Here is a 17780-nt window from a genome sequence, read left to right on the forward strand (position 1 = left end):
ATTGAACTATGCCACTGATAAAACACCGTAGCAAACTGGCCGCTTTTTTAGTATTCACATTGGCTGTTTGCATATTCATTGTCCCGACAAAGTCTCAAGCTCAACCATCTACTAAGCAACGTTCTATGCAGATCGACGATCTATACAATTTTGCACGTGTCGCTTCGCCAAAGTTATCGCCCGACGGCACATTGGTTGTGTATCAAGTGTCCAAGGTCAATGCAGAGACAAACGAGACTGTTACCAATCTGTACCTTGCAAACGCTGACGGGAGTGGCGTCCCGCGTCAGCTAACGAACTCGGGAAAGCGCGACACCAACCCACAATTTTCTCCCGATGGCAAATTCGTTTTGTTTGAATCCAATCGCTCAGGCAGTTCCCAGTTGTGGTGGATGCGACTGGATGGCGGCGAGGCACAGCAGTTGACCACGATCGCTACCGAAGCTTCACAACCGGTGTGGTCAGCCGATGGAAGCAAGCTCGCTTTTGTAAGTTCTGTATTCCCCGAGTTCACAGATGGTTCCGATGAAGAGATTGCGAAACAAAACGAACAGAAACTCAAGAGCGTTGAGGAGTCAATTGTAAAAGTTCGCACTGCAGATCACTTGTTTTATCGACATTGGGATTCTTATGTCGAGGGAAAGCGACAGCACCTGTTTGTGCTGCAATTAGATGTAGTTGACGGAGAGCTGCGAGCGAAGGGGCTTCCGCATGACGCAACGCCTGGTGACCGAGACGCAAGTCCGACTTCATCAACTTTTTCGTCGGGCCGGGACTTTTGTTTTAGTGCTAATGGTTCTCACCTAATCTTTACTGCACCTCCGCATGATCCGGAGAAGGTCAGTTTGGAGGCGTGGAGCACCAACTACGATCTTTGTCGCGTTTCGGCTGACAATGTCAAAACAAACTGGGAAAATATGACGTCGTCGAACAAAGCAGGCGATAGTGGGCCACAAATATCACCCGATGGAAAGCATTTGGCGTGGCGGTCGCAACAAACGCCTGGAGCCGAAGCAGACCGTTGGTTGATTTCAACGGCCAAGATTAGCCCTGAAGGGATGGTGCAAGGTGATATCAAACGATGGGAGCTGGCTGATGATATATCCGTCGGTGAATTTACGTGGGCCAACAACGACGATGTGTTGTTCACAACCGAGTGGGAAGGTCGCAGTCGAATTTACCGACAAAAGGTTACTGAATCAGGAGACAAGGGGAAAGTGGCCGTTGATGAAATGGCTGGCGTTCATGACTTGTCTGTGCACAACGACAATCTTCTCGTGTACACCGAGTCGACACTGACCGCTCCGGCAGAAGTGTTTGTTAAGAAAGCAGATGGCGATGTGATGAATCTTAGCCAAGCGAACAGCGATCTCGTCTCATCCCTTGCGAGCATCGTTCCCGAATGGACTAAGGATATTCCGATTGAAGGCGACTATAAGCTGCAGATGTGGATCTTGAAACCGCCAGGTTTCGATCCGTCAAAGAAATATCCAACTGTGTATATGATTCACGGTGGTCCGCAAGGAGCTTGGAACGATGCATGGAGTTATCGCTGGAATCCAGCGCTATGGGCATCGCAAGGTTATGTCGTCGCTCTGCCAAATCCTCGTGGATCGACGGGGTTTGGACAGGAGTTTACAGATCAGATCTCTGGTGATTGGGGCGGCAAGTGCTACCGTGATTTGATGGCTGGAGCGGACTACCTTGAAACTTTGCCGTATGTGGACAAGGACCGCATTGCCGCTGCCGGCGCGAGCTTTGGTGGGTACATGATGAATTGGTTCGCTGTTAACACTGGACGGTTCTGCACGCTGGTGACTCATTGCAGCGTCTATAATTTCGAAAGCATGTGGGGCACTACCGAAGAACTCTGGTTCGACGAATACGAGCATGGCGGTACGCCCTGGGAGAGACCAGAGAGCTATCGAGAATTCTCACCTCAGGCGAAGGCTGGCGAGCTTGCTAAGTATCGTACGCCCATGCTGGTGATTCACAACGATCAAGATTTTCGCTGCCCGATCGGCCAAGGCATCGAGCTGTTCACGACTTTGCAGCGTTTGAACATCCCGAGCCGTTTCGTAAACTTTCCCGACGAAGGTCATTGGGTCAACAAAGCCGCCAATGGGCATCGATGGCACACGGAAGTTTTTCAGTGGCTGGACAAGCACTGCAAAGACGCTCCCGGCAGATGAGTCCTTGGCAGTTGACGTTGAAACAGTGTGTTAACACGCGCGTCGCTTTTTCCTGGCAAAAAACTTTTTGCTTTTGCTTTCAAAAGAGCTGCGAATTTAAGTCGTCTTTGTCACGAATTTCGCAATAGTGGCAAATAGTGAATCCATTAGCGTCAGATTCGGGCCCGGAAATTGCCATCAAACGGAAGGCAAATTGACGTCGCCTTCAGCGGCTGACAAACGATATGATCGTCGACAAACTGGCGAACATTGGCGACAATGTTTGCCAGTGTTTTAGATCGTAAGTCACCCAAAAAGATTGACAAGATGAACAAGCTTGAACAAACACCGGAAGCCGTCAAAAGTGCTGCGTATGACCTCTTGGGGCCAATGCCAGACGAGTTAAGAAGACATCTATATTACACGCTTGGCCATCACGATCAGAATACTCAACCAGTCTACCATTACCGCGCACTTGCCAATGCTGTTCGAGATCGAGTGAGCCAACTATGGTTGACCAGTCGCGAAAAATTTGCGACCGCAGACACTCGCAAAGTACATTACTTCTCACTCGAGTTTCTGCTAGGCCGATCGCTCAACAACGCCATACAAAACCTGGACTTGGACAAAGATGTACGCGAAGCGTTGCATGGCTACGGGTTGAAGCTGGAAGAGATTGCTGAGGAAGAGTTAGATGCTGGCTTAGGAAACGGTGGTCTGGGACGACTTGCCGCGTGTTTCTTAGATAGTTGTGCGAATCTTAAGTTACCAGTTGCTGGTTACGGCATTCGCTATGAGTTCGGCATGTTCCATCAATTTATTGAGCAAGGACGTCAAGTCGAAGCACCTGACCACTGGTTGCGCGATGGAAATCCTTGGGAGATTGAACGTCCGGAAGACACACGCACAATCAAGTTCTGGGGACACACGGAACGATACTTTGATGCGGAAGGTACGATGCATATCCGCTGGGTCGGCAGTTCTGATTTGTTAGCCGTTCCCTACGACATGCCTATACCGGGCTTCAAGAATGAAACGGTCAATACGTTGCGGCTTTGGAAAGCGGAAGCTACCGACGTATTCGATCTCGAAGAGTTCAATTCGGGTAGCTATACCGAGGCCGTTCGCCAAAAGAACAATGCTGAACAGATTTCGATGGTTCTTTACCCAAATGACGCCAGTGAAAATGGTAAAGAACTGCGGCTAAAACAGCAGTATTTCCTAGTGTCGGCCAGCCTCCAGGATGTGATCGCGAAATGGGTCGAACAACACGGCGAGAACTTTGCCGATTTCGGAAAAAAGAATTGCTTCCAACTGAATGATACGCATCCTGCGTGTTCGGTGCCCGAGCTTATGCGATTGCTTATCGATGAGCATGGTTTGGAATGGGACGAAGCATGGGCTATCACCAAAGATTGCATGGCCTACACGAACCACACATTGCTTCCCGAAGCACTAGAGCGTTGGTCAGTGCGGTTGTTCAGCCGCTTGCTCCCGAGATTGTTGGAGATCATCTACGAAATCAACGCAAGATTTCTTGCCGAAGTAGCTCGCAAGTGGCCCGATGATTTGGACTTACGCAAACGCGTCTCGCTGATTGAAGAAGGCGACCAACCGCATGTTCGGATGGCTTACCTCTGTATCGTCGGCAGCTTCTCTGTCAACGGTGTAGCACACTTGCATACCGAATTGCTCAAGTCTGGCCTGTTCGCCGATTTCTATAAAATTTGGCCAAAGAAGTTCAACAACAAAACAAACGGTGTCACACAACGTCGCTGGCTTTCACATTGCAATCCTCTACAGCGTGACTTGCTCAACGAAACCATTGGAAACGATTGGGAATCGAACCTTGAGTCGATCAGCAAGTTGATTCCGTATGCGGAAGATGCTGCATTCCGCAAGAAGTGGCATGCCGTCAAGTTAGCCAATAAAAAACGGTTATCGGAGTACGTTCTCAAAAATACAGGCGTTCAATTCAACGAGAACGCACTCTTTGACGTCCAAGTAAAACGTATTCACGAGTACAAACGACAACTCCTAAACGTGCTACACGTTGTGCATTTGTATGATAGGATTCGACGCGGCGATACTAAAGGTTTGGTTCCTCGCTGTGTGCTGATCGGCGGCAAGGCGGCTCCGGGGTATCATGTGGCTAAGCTTATCGTGAAGTTGGTCAATAACGTAGGGAAAGTCATCAATGCCGACCCACTTGCCAATGACCTTTTAAAATGCGTTTTCTTTCCGAACTATCGCGTCTCGGCGATGGAAGTCATCTGCCCGGGAACGGAACTTTCTGAGCAAATTTCTACTGCGGGCAAGGAAGCGTCCGGCACAGGCAACATGAAGTTCATGATGAATGGTGCACTGACGATTGGAACGTTAGATGGCGCTAACATTGAGATTCGTGAGAAAGCCGGAGCAGAAAACTTCTTCTTGTTCGGCTTGACTGCGGACCAGGTTGACGAAGCGAAGAAAAGCTATGATCCGAACGCGATCATTGCTGCAGATGCGGACATTCGTCGTATTATGGAAAATATCGAAGGTGGTATGTTCAATGCCGAAGAGCCCGGCATCTTTGATTTACTTACCTCTGGCCTCCGCAATCCTCGTGACCAGTGGCTGACGATCGCTGATCTTCGCAGCTTTATCGACGCCCAACAGAGCGTCAGTGAAGCGTACTTGGATCAAGACGCGTGGACGCGAATGAGCATTTTGAATGCTGCCAATAGCGGTTGGTTCTCCAGTGATCGGACAATCCAGCAGTATGCAGACGAAATCTGGAACGCTAAACCGATCAGCTAGCGCGCTCTGCTAAAATACCGTCGGACTGCGGCGTCGATTAAGTCGGCGCTGTACGCTCAGGCGTAGGAAGTATGTGGTTCGTCGCGATTCGTCTTGATTCTTGTGGCAGAATTTTGCATTCTGTCGCCAACGAACTTGCGGTTTATCGCAATGACTCATCGGGTTGCAAGGAAGGCGGACTCATATGACGGACCAAACACTCGACTGCAAGGGCATGAACTGTCCGATGCCAATCGTGCAGCTTACAAAAGCAGTTAAGACGATGACCAGTGGGCAACGGCTGGAAGTCTTTGCAACGGATCTGGCCTTCAAGCTGGACTTGGAAGCGTGGTCACGTCGGACCGGTCATCGAATTGAATCGTTCGAAGGAGAAGAAACGCAACGGGCCGTTATCGTTGTTTCCTAAAGGCGAATCTAATACAAGGATGTAGAAATTGGAAAGAGCCAAGACTGTTGTCGTAGCGCTGACGACTGGGAAGTCCGACAATGGCAAAAACGCTACACTGGCGTTCAGCTGCGCATTGTCCGCCCTATCGCTTGGCCAAGAAGTCACTGTCTTTCTGACTAGTGATGGTGCTGTCTGGGGATACGAAGGGAGCGCCAGTGGTATAACCGTACAGGGCTTCGATTCGCTTGAGACGCTGATCTCGCAGTACATCGAATCTGGTGGCAATATTATGTTATGTTCTGTCTGTCACCGAACTTGTAGTGCAGGTGGGCCAGGGGTTGTTCCTTCGGCGCAGAAGATTCCGCAAGTGTCGATCGGTGGCTTTACAGCAATGGTCGAACTTGCGTTGCAAGGCGTATGTATCTCGTTCTAGTCACGAGTTTGCAAGTTTCAGGTGCTGGGCGAGAAATATCGCTCGCGCTAGAAACCCCAGCCTGATTTGAGTTGTCTTTCGGCAACCCAGTTCTCGATTTGATCTTTGCCCATCGGCTTGGCAAGATAGTAGCCCTGGATTAGATCGCAACCAATTTCACCCAAAATTTTGACTTGCTCCGGAGTCTCAACACCTTCGGCAACGATCGTGAGACCAAGCCCGTGGCCCAGCGAAATGATGGAGTTCGCGATAGCCAAGCAATTTCGGTCGTCTGCAATTTCTGATACGAATGACCGGTCGATTTTTAGCGTACTGATCCGGAAAAATCTTAGGTAGTTCAGAGATGAGTAGCCGGTGCCGAAGTCGTCAATGGCCACACGGAAGCCAAGGTTTTTCAAGCGGTTAATCGTTTCGATCGCATGTTCGATGTCATCGACCATCGCATTTTCGGTGATTTCGATATCCAACCATTCCGGTTTAGCGCCGTACTGTTCCATCAGTTCGACAAGGGTATCGACGAACCGTACCGATCTTAACTGTTGTGGAGAGATATTGACTGCGAGTGGGAAAAGGTCGATGCCTCGATCAGCCCAGTCGCGGCACGTCTCTAAGGCTTTGCAGAAGACATATTCGCCAAGCGCCAGAATGACTCCAGACTGTTCTGCGATGGGGATGAATTCCGCTGGAGAAACAGTCGTTCCGTCTGGACGAATCCAGCGTGCGAGCGCTTCACAACCACGTGTTGCTCCTGTGATAGCACAGGCTTTGGGCTGGAATGCGAGCGAGATACCGCCACCTTGCAATACTTTACGCAATTCTGCGAGCAACAGATGGCGTTGGTCGGCACGCTCTTGCATCTCGGGCGAGAAGTCGCGAGCGTGGTTCTTGCCAGCCGCCTTGGCCGCGTACATCGCGATATCAGCGTTAGCCATTAACGTTTCTGAGTCACTGCATTCGGGAGAGTATGTAGACAGTCCGATGCTGAGCCCAATGGTGACTTCATTACTGTCAAGTTGGAACGTTTCTTGGAAAGCCGTTATTAAGCGCTGAACGCAGCTTTCTACGGACTCGTCGCTACTTCTGCGTTGGGGAAAGACGGCTGCAAATTCATCACCGCCAAAACGAGCGATGAAGGCTTGGCTGCCAATTGTAGCCGTCAGCCGCTGTGCGACGGCGATTAGTAACTGATCGCCTACGCCGTGTCCCAACGAGTCGTTTACTATTTTAAAGTCGTCCAAATCCATAAAGCAGATCGAGAAGGACGAGTTCTTACCTTGCTGCTTCAGGACTAGTTCGTCAACATATTGACGGAAGAAACGGCGATTCGGCAATCCGGTTAGGTTGTCGTGAAGAGCTTGAAGTTGAAGCTGCTGTTGTGAATTTTCCAGTTGTGTGACATCGGAAAAGAGAGCGATAATTTGCGCCGTCGCATCTTCTGACGTCTCGCTAGCACTCAGGGACAGCCAGTACCAATGTTCGCTTCCATCGTTGGTTTTCGCTACGACCTTTCCCGACCAAGACTTTCCGTGATGGACTTCGGTCAGTTCATTCAGGAAATCTTTGATCCCCAGATCAACAACATCGAGCAGAAATGTGTCAATTAACTCACTGCAATTGAACATTTCTCGGAGACGCGGGTTCGCCTCTAGAATTACACCGCTGCGGGAAAGGATTGCGACTCCTTCTGCGGCATGATTGAAAACGTTTGCCAATACTTTTAAGCGCTTTTGGTGCTCTCGCTCGATCGTGACATCGCGGGCGATTCCGACCGTATACTTTCCAGTCGATGTGTCGCCGAAAGTTGAGCGACGAATCGAGTGCACACGCTTGCTACCATCCTCGCGGACGTGAATGCGTTCGACTTCGCAAGTGCTAACGTCGCGGATCGAGCACACGTCGTGTTCAACGACATCGTCGACACTGTACTCAGGAAAGACTACACCTAGATGTTGTCCGAGTATTTTATTCCGATCGACGGCGAATGAAGCACAGTACGAATCATTGGCTACGAGTAACTTTTGTTGGTCATCGCTGACGAAAATCGGATCGGGAACTGCGTTGATAACGTTATGGAGAAAATCGCGATTGCGACGCAATTCATCTTCGAAACTTTTCCGACCGGTGATATCAACGATTGTCAGCAAGATATGCAGGACTTCTTGCATGTAGAAGCGAGTGAATTTGATTTCGCACCAGATCAAGTCTTGATGTGGATGCAAAAACGCAAGTTCGATCGTTTGAGCTTCGCCATCTGCTGCGGCTTCGTATGCAGACTGCAGTCGCCATTTTTCTGTAGAGTCGGCCTGAATGCGTTCGGCTGACAGCGGCAGCGGCCACCGCCCGACGACATCGCTTTCCTCGCATCCGAACATTTTGAAAACATTATCATTGCAGGCGATACACTCGCGATTACGCATGATTAGAACTGCGTCATTGGTTCGCGAGAAAATCGTATCGGCCAAGCACTGCGTGTCGTTCGCCGCCTTTTCTGCTGCAGCCGTTGCCTTACTGAGCTGCAGTTTGGTATCTTCCAATTCCTGAATTATTTCGGCAGAATGCACGATCGCATCTGCTTGCGCCCGAGCAAGCGATTCCGATCTGGCTTTGATCGAATGCAACTCTTCCGCAGTGGTTACTGCGCTGTCTCGCAGATCTTGAAACTGTTGAAACAAACGCTGGTAGGCAAGATCGCTTTTGTCTTCGAGTGGCGCGTTTGACAGTACTTCTTGAAAGGCCTCAAGCTGTTGCGATAAACGCTGCGCAACATCCAGCGAGTCTTCGAAATCGCATTCGATTCCGACGACTGAGGCGTCTGTATGTTCGTCAAGTAAGTTATCGCGATCAGGCATTGGAAACGAGTTAGATAAACAACGTAGTGTTGGCTTGGGATGCTAGTTCAGCAAAACTTGCAACACCACAAAATGTCAAGTTGGGATAATCCATGAGTTCGGCTCTCTGTATTCCCATCAGCTTCATGGACATTTCGCAGACGCTGATTTGTACGCCCAGTTCAGCGGCCGTCTCAATCAGTTTTTCTAAGTCCGCGACGTTCTTTTGACGCATCTCACGTTTCATCATCCAACGTCCAAGTCCGCACATATCCATCTTGGAAAGCTTGGCCGCATGTGGGCCCTTTGGCAGCATCCAACCGAATGCGGACTCGACCCAAGTCTTCCCGGTTGGCTTGGACGGAGATTTACGTAACGCAGAAGTTCCCCAAAAGGTGAAGAACATGCTGACTTCGAAACCAGTCGCTGCCGCACCAGTTGCCATAACAAATGCAGCTAACAATTTGTCGAGACTGCCATCGAACACGAGCAGATTGATTTTGTTTGCGTCAGGCAGGCTTGCTATACGATTCTCAACAGCCTTCAACCGAGTTTCCAAACTAGCAAACACCGCAGCGCTAACTACTTCGTCCGTCTTGACGCCTGCGTACGTCTGGGAATCGTCGTTAATAGGAGTTGCAACCATTTTGATGTTTGTAGGGCTTTACACGACTGGCGTTTGTCCGACTGGGCGGAATGATGCGTCTGAAGAATGTACGCCTTAAGTCACTTCGAAAGCGCCTTCGCATCGTAGAAACCTCAAACCGTCGTATTCCCCGCATCAAGTTTGCGGATTGTGCCATTTGTAAAGCCAGTTGCACACTTTGCATTGTCGATTCGAGCAACGTACCTAAAGTCGCTTGGTCGCCGCGTTTGAAAGTGATTTGAAGACGACACCTCTTTGGAAACCAACGAGATGATTACGCAGTGTGCTTTAGAAGCAGTGTACTTTAGAATAAGCGTAGAGCAGCGTCGCAGTAGGCTCCGTCCAATCCGAATGGAGGTGGACGGAGCCGAGTAAGAATTGCGACGGCAAAAGAGTTGGCGTGAGCCAAGCGTTACGGGTTAGCGATGCAAAAGAGATGTTTCTCGCCGCGAATAAAGAGCTGATTACCCGACACGGCGATCGAAGAATCGACAGTTTCGTTCAGAGTATTTGTCGCGATGATATCAACATTTTCTGCATGGCGAATCACAACTGTCGTGCCATCACGGCCGGTAAAGTAAATTCGGTCTGACGCAGCAATGGGAGATGAATAGACGCTTTGAATCCCTTGAAGACGTTGCTGTTTCATAAAAACCTCGCCAGTAGCAGCGTCGACTGCTGAGATTACTGCATTGTTTTGCTTGGTAAAGTACAGCACGCCTTTGTACAGCACCGGAGAAGGCACGTATGGAGCTGCATCCGTGCGCGACCAAGCGATCTCCGATTTTCCGGTGACGTCACCTTTGGAGTCAAGCGATATCGATTGAATCGCGTCACCTTGATATCCTGTCATGCAGATCACGTGGTCTCCATACAACACAGGTGTCGGGATTGGATTCTGAACCTGTCCGCTGCATTGCCAGATCAGCGAGCCATCTTTCAGGTCGTAGCTTCGAACGGTGTTACCATTGGTAATGACTTGGACCGTGCCCTTGTGTTCAACGATCAGTGGCGTGCTCCAAGTTGTTCGTTCGTCACGATCAACCTTCCATTTTTGCTTGCCGGTCGCGGTGTCCAAAGCGGCGATAAACGATTGGCCTTCGTGATCCCACGGGACAATCAGAGTATCTTTATAAACGGCTGGAGATGAGCCTTCGCCAAAGGAGGCGCGGGTTTGCATCTTGCCAAATTTTTCTTCCCAAATCTTTTTGCCATCAAGGTCATAACAAAATATGCCTCGCGAGCCAAAATCAACGTACAAATACTTGCCATCGGTTACGGGCGAAGATGACGCGAAGGTGTTAGTAGCGTGCCCGCCTTCGTGAGGAACTTCCTCCGTTGCAACCTGTTGCCAGAGGAGCTTGCCGTTGGTGCGATCAAAGCAAAGGACGACGAACTGATAAAAATTGCTGGGTGGCGGGCCGGAGAATCGACGGCCTCCGCCGCCATCTGCGTCTGCAGGCGGACTTGCTTGAGGATCTTTGCGATCGGTTTCAATGGCAGATAGAACGAAAACTTTATTGCCTAAGATAATCGGAGTTGAAGAGCCCTTCCCCGGAATTTCAGACTTCCATGCGACATTCTTGGTCTCGCTCCACTCCGTCGGTAGATCGGCCGATTCCACAGCGCCGCTGCCGTCAGGACCTCGCCATGGGTTCCAGTCGTTCGTTTCGGCGAAGCATGTTTGGCCAGCAAGGGCAGCAAAGGACAACAGGGACAATTGAAGATACCGATAGCTCATATAGACTCCTTTGGTAATCTGTTGATAAGCGTAAAATAGCGATTGCTAGTTTTGCGTTCGGAAAAACACTTCGGTATTCTACCGAATCGCCGCTCGGCACGCTGCAGTTTGCCGCTGGAAAGAAAGCGGAAGCAACGTATTTGAGCCTGAAAATTGACTGTTTAAGAATGAATAGTAGAAAAAAATTACCAATCGCAGTCTTAATTTCAGGCAGCGGCAGTACTCTCAAGAACTTGCTCGACCGCATTTCAGCAGGTCTTTTGGACGTCGAAATCAGGCTTGTGGTCGCGTCTCGCCCAGACGCCGGTGGAATCAAGTATGCCGAACAGAATGGGATTCCCTTTCAAGTTATCTCGCGGCGCAGCTATCCCGACAGCGAGACGTTTCGCGACGCCATGTTCGCGGAACTGCGGAAGTGCGAGCTGCAAGCGGTCGTCATGGGAGGATACTTACAACATCTGTTGATACCCGATGACTTTATGTTTCGCGTGATCAATATTCATCCGTCACTGATTCCGTCGTTCTGTGGCAAGGGCTATTACGGTTTAGCTGTTCATCAAGCTGCGATCGACTATGGCGTCAAAGTTTCGGGATGTACCGTCCATTTTGTTGACAATCAGTACGACCACGGTCCAATCATCGCGCAAAAGGTATGTTCGGTAGAACCAGCGGATACTGCAGAGTCGTTGCAACAACGCGTTGGGGAGCTCGAACGGGAATTGCTGCCGGACGTCTTACAAGCATTCGCAGAAAATAGGATTACAGTCCTTGCTGACCAGCGAACGATCAGCGTTATGCCTTGACGATTGTCACTGAAATCCATCTACGCTAGGGCGGTGCATCGACCATTTGGACGACTACGAACGTGGTCGAAATTGCTGCTTTACAATTTTGCGCACGCCTTTTGCTCTTGTGGGCCCCCGAGATCCTTCAATCGGAGGATCGAACCGTGTCCGCTCCGAAATTTTAATGGCCGTAGGTAGTTGAAGTCTATGTACAAAAACCTGGGATGTCGCAAGGTCGAAAAGGGATTTGCTTTTGGTGTCTGGGCGCCGCACGCCGACGAAGTCAGCGTCGTTGGCACCTTTAACGAATGGAACAAGACTGCTCATCCCATGCGCAATGAAGGTGGTTTCTGGTACGCAGAAATCGAGAGTGCCAGCTTTGAGGATGAGTATCGATACTGGATCAAGAATGGCGACAACGAATTTACGCGGGTCGATCCCTACGCGGTGGAAGTCACCAATTCTGTTGGAAATGGAATAATCAGCAACCATGAATTTGACTGGGAGCAGACAACTACGGTGGCGATTCCCCGCGAAAGAATGGTCATCTATGAAATGCATATTGGGACCTACAATCGCAAGTCTGCTGACGTGCCTGGGACGTTCGACGATGCGATTGAACGTCTAGATCACTTGGTGAAGCTCGGGATCAATACGATCGAGATTATGCCATGTGCGGAATTCGCCGGCGATATTTCATGGGGATATAACCCGGCTCATCCTTTTTCGATTGAACAAGCGTATGGTGGACCGCTGGGGCTAAAGCGTTTCGTGCGCGAGTGTCACAAACGATCTCTAGCTGTCATTGTCGACGTCGTTTACAACCATTTTGGCCCGAGTGACTTGTCGCTTTGGCAGTTTGACGGTTGGTCTCAAAACGACAAAGGTGGGATCTACTTCTTCAATGATTGGCGAAGTTCAACGCCTTGGGGCGACACACGACCAGACTATGGCCGCGAAGAGGTTCGGCACTACATCATCGACAACGCGAGATATTTTCTCGATGAGTTTCATGCCGACGGACTTCGTTTCGATATGACGCTTTATATCCGTCACGTTCGGGGCGATTCGGATCCTGGCGCGGAAATTCCGGAAGGTTGGTCGTTGACGCAAGAGATTAATCGCATAGTCCGCGATGAGTATCCAGGCCGCATTACGATCGCAGAGGATTTGCAAAATAACGAATGGATGACCAAAAGTCCTGAGGAGGGAGGAGCTGGATTTACCATGCAATGGGATGCAAAATTCGTCCATCCGATTCGCAACATCGCTATCGCAGTACACGATAACGAACGAAATATGGACACGCTTGCCCATTCGCTGTGCCATCGTTACAACGGCGATGCTTTCCAAAGAGTCGTCTATTCCGAATCACATGATGAAGTCGCAAACGGTAAAGCTCGAGTACCTTACGAAATTGACGAAAATGGTCCGGATGGATATTTTGCCCGCAAACGCAGCACGCTGGCCGCAGGCATGGCATTGCTCTGCCCCGGAGTTCCAATGTTGTTTCAAGGTCAAGAGTTTCTGGAAGAAGGTTGGTTTCAAGACACTGTTGAATTGGACTGGGAAAAGAGGGAGCGTTTCCCTGGCGTCGGTAACTTCTACCGTGACCTCATAAGGCTTCGAGCGTCCGAAACAGATGGATTGAAAGAGCTCCAAACACCTAACATTGAAATTCTTCAAACCCACAACGGCGATAACCTATGTGTTTTTAGACGCTGGCATGAAGAGGACGGCTTGGAATCCTTAGTCGTGGTGAATTTTTCGAACGTGATTCGCGAGCAACTGGAATTGCCGCTGCCGTCGGAAGGCAGTTGGAAATGCATCTTCAATTCTGACAACAAACGTTACGGTAAAGATTTCGCAAACGTGGACTGTAGCCCGGAAAATGTGACGCCAGAAAACGATACGATTGAACTTGGGGCGTACTCAATTGCAATCTTTCGTTTAGAAAGATCGCATGAAAACTTACAAAACGCTTCGGCAAAAGCAGGATTGGCAGCTCAGCAATAGAGTTCACTATTTCGATGCGATCTCATATTTTCGCAGATCGGCTTTCTGATGCTCGCCACTAACCGAAATCGCGAAAAACATGAGCGCAAAGATTTCGACACGAGCCAGTCAAGCCATATTCCACCTCATCAAAATCAAGTACGACCTGCAAAGTCTGGCAACTCTGCCCCGCCGTCAACATTTTACGGTGTCCCCATGCTTCCTTCCCATGAATGGGCATCAGTAATAACCAACAATTGAGCACCCTATAATGAATTCCCGAAAGTACCGTTGCGACATGGCGTGATTTCAGCGAAGATTTTTGTTAATCAATTTTCCGTCTCTTCCAATCTCTTAGTAGAGATCCAGAAGCTTCACCACTCGACAACGCGACCTTTGTTGATTGCTCGTAATCGATAATCGGCGGTTTCTCTAAGCCGAGGCGGCGGAGTAAATAACGGTCTGGCGCCGGAAGTTATTTTTTGTACGATGTCTAAGGAGATGAACCCCGAAATGCCGGAAGAATCGAAACTGAAAATTGCTGCAAATCGCCGCGTGACGATCTGTACAACAGCAACGTTGTTTTTGAGTGGATTTCCTGCTCTTTGTTCTGGCGCAAGCGGAGATGCATCGAGTAGCAATCTCCTGGGTGCGTATGTGGCGTTGAATTGGTTCATTGATAGGGATATCGCACAGTTTAAACCGTCCGAACTGCATTTGTTAGCATGGCTATTAGATGACGTTGAATTTCGCAGACGTCTTGAGCAAGCGTCTGCCAAGCTGGATGCACGATTCCTGTTATCAGTAGAAAATGGATTTCAATGCGAGCAAGGAAGTCGATTTGCCTCAATTGCATTTAGTTCGGAGTTTTTTGGAATCGGGCGGCGCGATTTGTCCAACCTCGAATTGTGCTTGTATTGCTTGTGTCGCGGTGGGTTCATCGAGTTGTGTCACCATGCTTATAAGTCTATGTTTGCCGATCATGCGGCGGTCAGCGAGAAACTTTCTAGTATAAGCTCACCGTACCTCGCGGAATGGAAAGATGTTCAAGCTTCGATAATGCTCGGCAATCTCACGGTTTACGAGCGTCTGATGGTCGTAGGACGCCTTCGTGAAATTTCCCACGCAATTGAGAGCCGCTTTATCATTCAGCTATCTCCCGAGGATCAGCAGAGACTAGCCGAAATAATAGCTTATCTCGCACCGGTTTGGCTATATCTTGCAGATCGTGTCTGCCTCCGATATCGCGGCGGTAGTCCGCTCTTAAATACCTTCGCCACGGACGCAGCCTTTCCTTAAGTTGTTTGATACAAATATGATTTTGTTCGGCTATTTTTCCATCATTTTATCAATTCTCAGTATGCATATGGGATTGGTGAAATACATACGGTACTGTCGGTACATCCATGGGAAACCGCTTCAGGGCAAAGTAATTGCCCTCGAGGCAGTAGATTCAGAGGCAGGGTGGACCTACTTTCCAAGGATAGAATTCAGAAATGATGGCGAGTTGCGTCAGTTTGTGTCGCAGTTGCCTTACGAGAAAAAAGAGTTGTCTATTGGGAGTATGATAGACTTGAGATTGGTGGAGAAGAATGAATTTGTAGAGATATTTGATCCAGCGCGTTTTCGAGGTGATGCCGCTGGGTACTTGGCGGCGGGTTTCCTTTTTCTTCTTGTGTTTCTCGCCCAGTTCTGTCTGTGAACTCGAACTCTCACGAGAGTGACACTTGTTATTGGCCCCGTGGGAGCGTAGCTGCCATAAAAAGCCACTAGCTGCCATCATCTACTCTTTAGAATGACAAAAGACAAAAGGGAAACAAAAGGAAACAAAAGGTGCCACCTATTGCGCTAACAACATCGGGGCGCGATCGGAGCACTAGATGAAAGTGATTGGAGAGAATCGCATAGCAAAGAAGGTCGATTCCAAAGTGCGCGGCGAGGTGCTTGAGTTCGGATTCCATCCAAGCCTTACGGTGATCGAAATTCTTCCGGATGAGTGGATCGATTCCCAACAAGAAGCAACGCCGAACAGTCCGATTCATGACATGAACGATAGCAATTTCATCAGGCGCAAAGATTTCGATACGAGCCAATCGAGCCATATCCCACCTTCTCAAAATCAAGTACGACCTGCCAAATTTAGCAAATTTACCCCCGCCGTCAACATTTTGCTATGTCCCCGTGCTTCTTGCTTGGAGAACGCTAAACTGTTCATTTGTTAAGTGAATTGCGGTACCGGCTTGGGTGTGTTCAGCATTCTGCGACTCCAGAAGATTTCGCTGAGATCAATAACCGAATCCGATGCCCGATTGGCTGGAAACTCGACTCTCAGCACTCTCCTCCGAGAGCTTGAAGACCGGGTTTGCTAACTTGGCGTTGGAACTGAGACTTGAAAAAAGCCTCTAGGCCAAAGATTCAAGTGAGCAATCAGCGAAAGCAATCGGCAATACTGAGAGGTCGTTTACTTTACCGCGTCCCTCCCATTGGATAATAAAATGAGCACCCCCTATACGCCACCTACCTCCGAAACCGGCGACGACGAACGACGACCGCGGAAGACTTTATCAAAAATGTTTACTGGCGCAATCGTTTGGTGCGTCACCGGTCTCGTGTTCTTTACTTGTGGTTGGCCTTTTGCCATCATCTACGCGATAATCTGGAGCAACAGCAAACGTAACATCGCTGAAAAGGAATTCGAAGAACAAAATGTTCATGGTTGTCCGAAATGCAATCGTCAATTGTCAAGATCGTCACGCATCTGCCCGCGTTGTGGACACAGGTTTTTTTGACGATAAATTCAATGGTTACCACTTCGGCTAGGTGATTGATACAATTTTAACACAAGACTCTCATGAACATTGATCCTTATAAGCCACCATCGTTCTCTTCCGAATCATCAAGCAGCGAAGTATCTAACGCTTCCGGATTGGGGCGTGAACTTACGGTGAGCGAGAAGCATCAGATCCGCAAGCTTATTCTGGATCGCGTGCATCCATCCAAGTTTGACGCTCATTGTTTAGGGATTGGTATGTCCCAACAAGAGGTTGACGATCTACTCACCAGGATTACGATCCGGCGATCTCTTTTGTTAGATGCCTACCGTATGAAGCGATCAAGTCAGATTGCTGGAATCGTTGTCATCCTGATTGGTGTTGGTTTTCTTCTAACGCTGAGCATTCGAGGCTTTGTTGCTGGCTCGGCGATTATGGCTTATGGATTCGCAATGCATTCCAGTGGAAGTATATTTTTGGTTTCTGATCGTGAGTCTGTAATTAGGCGCGTCAAACAAATCTGAGACTGCCTGTTGTAGCACCATGCTTCAACCACCAGAACTTGCCGACTTCTTCATCGTCATGATTGGCTCTCTATGCAATCTTTTGGCTAAGCAATCGCATCCACCAAGAAACATCGCTTAACCGAGAGCGGATCTCTTTGAGTTTCGCTGGATCGTTACGGATTGCGTTCAGTTCAAATTCGTTTGGTTCTTCGGGTCGCTTGTCAGCATCCTTGCGTTTAGGGCATAGCAAGAGCCAGTGCCCAGCGACTTAAGTGTCGTCCCAAGCAGCCACGACATCGGGGCGCGATCTGAGCACTAGATGAAAGTGATTGGAGAGAATCGCATAGCAAAGAAGGTCGATCCGAAGTGGGCGGCGAGGTGCTTGAGTTCGATTTCCATCCAAGCTTTACGGTGATCGAAATTCTTCCCGGTAAGCGGATCGATTCCTATCAAGAAGCAACGTCGAACCGTCCGATTCATGACATGAACGATAGCGATTTCATCGGGCGCAAAGTTTTCGACACGAGCTAACCGAGCCACATTCCACCTCCTCAATACAAGTACGACCTGCAAAGTTTAGCGAATCTGACCCACCTGCCAGTAATATGCTGTGTCCCCATGCTTCTCCCCCACAATTGGAAGCAGTCACATCCTGAAGCAATTCGCACTTATCGCCAGGACGAGCGGCGTCAGGCCGCCGACCGCAAGCGAGTA

The 17780-nt window shown here is 49.4% G+C and carries 14 protein-coding genes; 10 read left to right on the forward strand and 4 right to left on the reverse strand.

Features of this window, described 5'->3' with window-relative positions:
• The first annotated feature begins 8 nt into the window (after positions 1-8).
• The 4 genes from SH451x_RS06620 to SH451x_RS06635 all read left to right on the forward strand — a co-directional run bounded on the left by SH451x_RS06620 (position 9) and on the right by SH451x_RS06635 (position 5794).
• Positions 9-2192 carry a S9 family peptidase gene (locus tag SH451x_RS06620; protein WP_479361659.1) on the forward strand — a complete coding sequence of 728 codons (2184 nt, stop codon included), beginning with the start codon at positions 9-11 and terminating at the stop codon, positions 2190-2192.
• 306 nt (positions 2193-2498) lie between these two features.
• Positions 2499-4973: a glycogen/starch/alpha-glucan phosphorylase gene (locus SH451x_RS06625; RefSeq protein ID WP_479361660.1), complete on the forward strand. Its 2475-nt coding sequence runs from the start codon at positions 2499-2501 to the stop codon at positions 4971-4973.
• Between the two features lie 184 nt (positions 4974-5157).
• On the forward strand, positions 5158-5379 hold the full coding sequence (locus tag SH451x_RS06630; RefSeq protein ID WP_479361661.1) for a sulfurtransferase TusA family protein: 222 nt from the start codon (positions 5158-5160) through the stop codon (positions 5377-5379).
• A gap of 28 nt (positions 5380-5407) precedes the next feature.
• Positions 5408-5794 carry a DsrE family protein gene (locus SH451x_RS06635; RefSeq protein WP_479361662.1) on the forward strand — a complete coding sequence of 129 codons (387 nt, stop codon included), beginning with the start codon at positions 5408-5410 and terminating at the stop codon, positions 5792-5794.
• Positions 5795-5841: 47 nt separating this feature from the next.
• Here the strand turns inward: SH451x_RS06635 and SH451x_RS06640 are convergent, their stop codons facing one another.
• The 3 genes from SH451x_RS06640 to SH451x_RS06650 all read right to left on the reverse strand — a co-directional run bounded on the left by SH451x_RS06640 (position 5842) and on the right by SH451x_RS06650 (position 11009).
• Positions 5842-8643 (reverse strand): sensor domain-containing protein, encoded by a 2802-nt coding sequence (locus SH451x_RS06640; RefSeq protein WP_479361663.1) that lies wholly within the window; start codon positions 8641-8643, stop codon positions 5842-5844.
• 10 nt (positions 8644-8653) lie between these two features.
• Entirely contained in the window at positions 8654-9268 is a 615-nt protein-coding gene (locus SH451x_RS06645) for a DsrE/DsrF/DrsH-like family protein (RefSeq protein WP_479361664.1), read from the reverse strand.
• A 412-nt stretch (positions 9269-9680) separates the two neighbouring features.
• Positions 9681-11009 (reverse strand): outer membrane protein assembly factor BamB family protein, encoded by a 1329-nt coding sequence (locus SH451x_RS06650; RefSeq protein ID WP_479361665.1) that lies wholly within the window; start codon positions 11007-11009, stop codon positions 9681-9683.
• Between the two features lie 167 nt (positions 11010-11176).
• On the opposite strand from SH451x_RS06650, the gene purN reads away from it, so the two are divergent.
• The 6 genes from purN (at position 11177) to SH451x_RS06680 (ending at position 17084) form a co-directional block, all read left to right on the forward strand.
• Positions 11177-11812: a phosphoribosylglycinamide formyltransferase gene (gene purN / locus SH451x_RS06655; RefSeq protein WP_479361666.1), complete on the forward strand. Its 636-nt coding sequence runs from the start codon at positions 11177-11179 to the stop codon at positions 11810-11812.
• A 189-nt stretch (positions 11813-12001) separates the two neighbouring features.
• Positions 12002-13810 (forward strand): alpha-amylase family glycosyl hydrolase, encoded by a 1809-nt coding sequence (locus SH451x_RS06660; RefSeq protein WP_479361667.1) that lies wholly within the window; start codon positions 12002-12004, stop codon positions 13808-13810.
• A 492-nt stretch (positions 13811-14302) separates the two neighbouring features.
• Positions 14303-15088, forward strand: coding sequence for a hypothetical protein (locus SH451x_RS06665; protein ID WP_479361668.1), 786 nt, complete (start codon positions 14303-14305; stop codon positions 15086-15088).
• Positions 15089-15669: 581 nt separating this feature from the next.
• Entirely contained in the window at positions 15670-16011 is a 342-nt protein-coding gene (locus SH451x_RS06670) for a hypothetical protein (protein ID WP_479361669.1), read from the forward strand.
• A 348-nt stretch (positions 16012-16359) separates the two neighbouring features.
• Positions 16360-16578: a zinc ribbon domain-containing protein gene (locus SH451x_RS06675; RefSeq protein ID WP_479362890.1), complete on the forward strand. Its 219-nt coding sequence runs from the start codon at positions 16360-16362 to the stop codon at positions 16576-16578.
• Between the two features lie 62 nt (positions 16579-16640).
• The gene (locus SH451x_RS06680) at positions 16641-17084 is read left to right on the forward strand and encodes a hypothetical protein (protein ID WP_479361670.1); all 444 of its coding nucleotides are present in this window, start codon (positions 16641-16643) and stop codon (positions 17082-17084) included.
• A gap of 297 nt (positions 17085-17381) precedes the next feature.
• Here the strand turns inward: SH451x_RS06680 and SH451x_RS06685 are convergent, their stop codons facing one another.
• Positions 17382-17606 (reverse strand): hypothetical protein, encoded by a 225-nt coding sequence (locus SH451x_RS06685; RefSeq protein WP_479361671.1) that lies wholly within the window; start codon positions 17604-17606, stop codon positions 17382-17384.
• Positions 17607-17780 lie beyond the last annotated feature (174 nt).

The sequence above is a fragment of the Njordella aestuarii genome (genome assembly GCF_056494165.1).

Excerpts from the sequence above, each read along its gene's own strand:
- SH451x_RS06620 (WP_479361659.1), top strand. The coding sequence starts at position 9 with ATGCCACTGATAAAACACCGTAGCAAACTGGCCGCTTTTTTAGTATTC.
- SH451x_RS06625 (WP_479361660.1), top strand. The coding sequence starts at position 2,499 with ATGAACAAGCTTGAACAAACACCGGAAGCCGTCAAAAGTGCTGCGTAT.
- SH451x_RS06630 (WP_479361661.1), top strand. The coding sequence starts at position 5,158 with ATGACGGACCAAACACTCGACTGCAAGGGCATGAACTGTCCGATGCCA.
- SH451x_RS06640 (WP_479361663.1), bottom strand. The coding sequence starts at position 8,643 with ATGCCTGATCGCGATAACTTACTTGACGAACATACAGACGCCTCAGTC.
- SH451x_RS06645 (WP_479361664.1), bottom strand. The coding sequence starts at position 9,268 with ATGGTTGCAACTCCTATTAACGACGATTCCCAGACGTACGCAGGCGTC.
- SH451x_RS06650 (WP_479361665.1), bottom strand. The coding sequence starts at position 11,009 with ATGAGCTATCGGTATCTTCAATTGTCCCTGTTGTCCTTTGCTGCCCTT.
- purN (WP_479361666.1), top strand. The coding sequence starts at position 11,177 with ATGAATAGTAGAAAAAAATTACCAATCGCAGTCTTAATTTCAGGCAGC.
- SH451x_RS06660 (WP_479361667.1), top strand. The coding sequence starts at position 12,002 with ATGTACAAAAACCTGGGATGTCGCAAGGTCGAAAAGGGATTTGCTTTT.
- SH451x_RS06665 (WP_479361668.1), top strand. The coding sequence starts at position 14,303 with ATGCCGGAAGAATCGAAACTGAAAATTGCTGCAAATCGCCGCGTGACG.
- SH451x_RS06670 (WP_479361669.1), top strand. The coding sequence starts at position 15,670 with ATGAAAGTGATTGGAGAGAATCGCATAGCAAAGAAGGTCGATTCCAAA.
- SH451x_RS06675 (WP_479362890.1), top strand. The coding sequence starts at position 16,360 with ATGTTTACTGGCGCAATCGTTTGGTGCGTCACCGGTCTCGTGTTCTTT.
- SH451x_RS06680 (WP_479361670.1), top strand. The coding sequence starts at position 16,641 with ATGAACATTGATCCTTATAAGCCACCATCGTTCTCTTCCGAATCATCA.